This is a genomic window from Tritonibacter sp. SIMBA_163 (assembly GCF_046535935.1).
GTDB classification, from domain to species: domain Bacteria; phylum Pseudomonadota; class Alphaproteobacteria; order Rhodobacterales; family Rhodobacteraceae; genus Epibacterium; species Epibacterium scottomollicae.
On the sequence record NZ_JAWJBP010001044.1, the window covers coordinates 1 to 246 of the forward strand.

The following is a 246-nucleotide window of genomic DNA, read 5'->3' on the forward strand; positions in this document are numbered from 1 at the left end:
GTCTATGCCGCCGCCTCCGGCACATCGATCGTACGGCTCTATTCCGCGGCACTGCTGCCGGGACTGACGCTGGTCGGGCTGTATCTCGTCTATATCGTTGGGCGATCCATCCTGCAGCCGAGCATTGCACCGAAGCCGACGGCCGAAGAAGTGCCCGACGTGCCGTTCCTGAAGCTGATGGGGATGATCGTCACATCCTTCCTGCCGCTCGCCATCCTGATCCTGGCGGTCCTGGGCTCGATCCTC

At 63.0% G+C, this 246-nt stretch carries 1 pseudogene; it reads left to right on the top strand.

What is annotated here, in order from left to right:
* Window positions 1-246, top strand: a pseudogene (locus tag R0J92_RS25520) (C4-dicarboxylate ABC transporter); the annotation flags it as partial.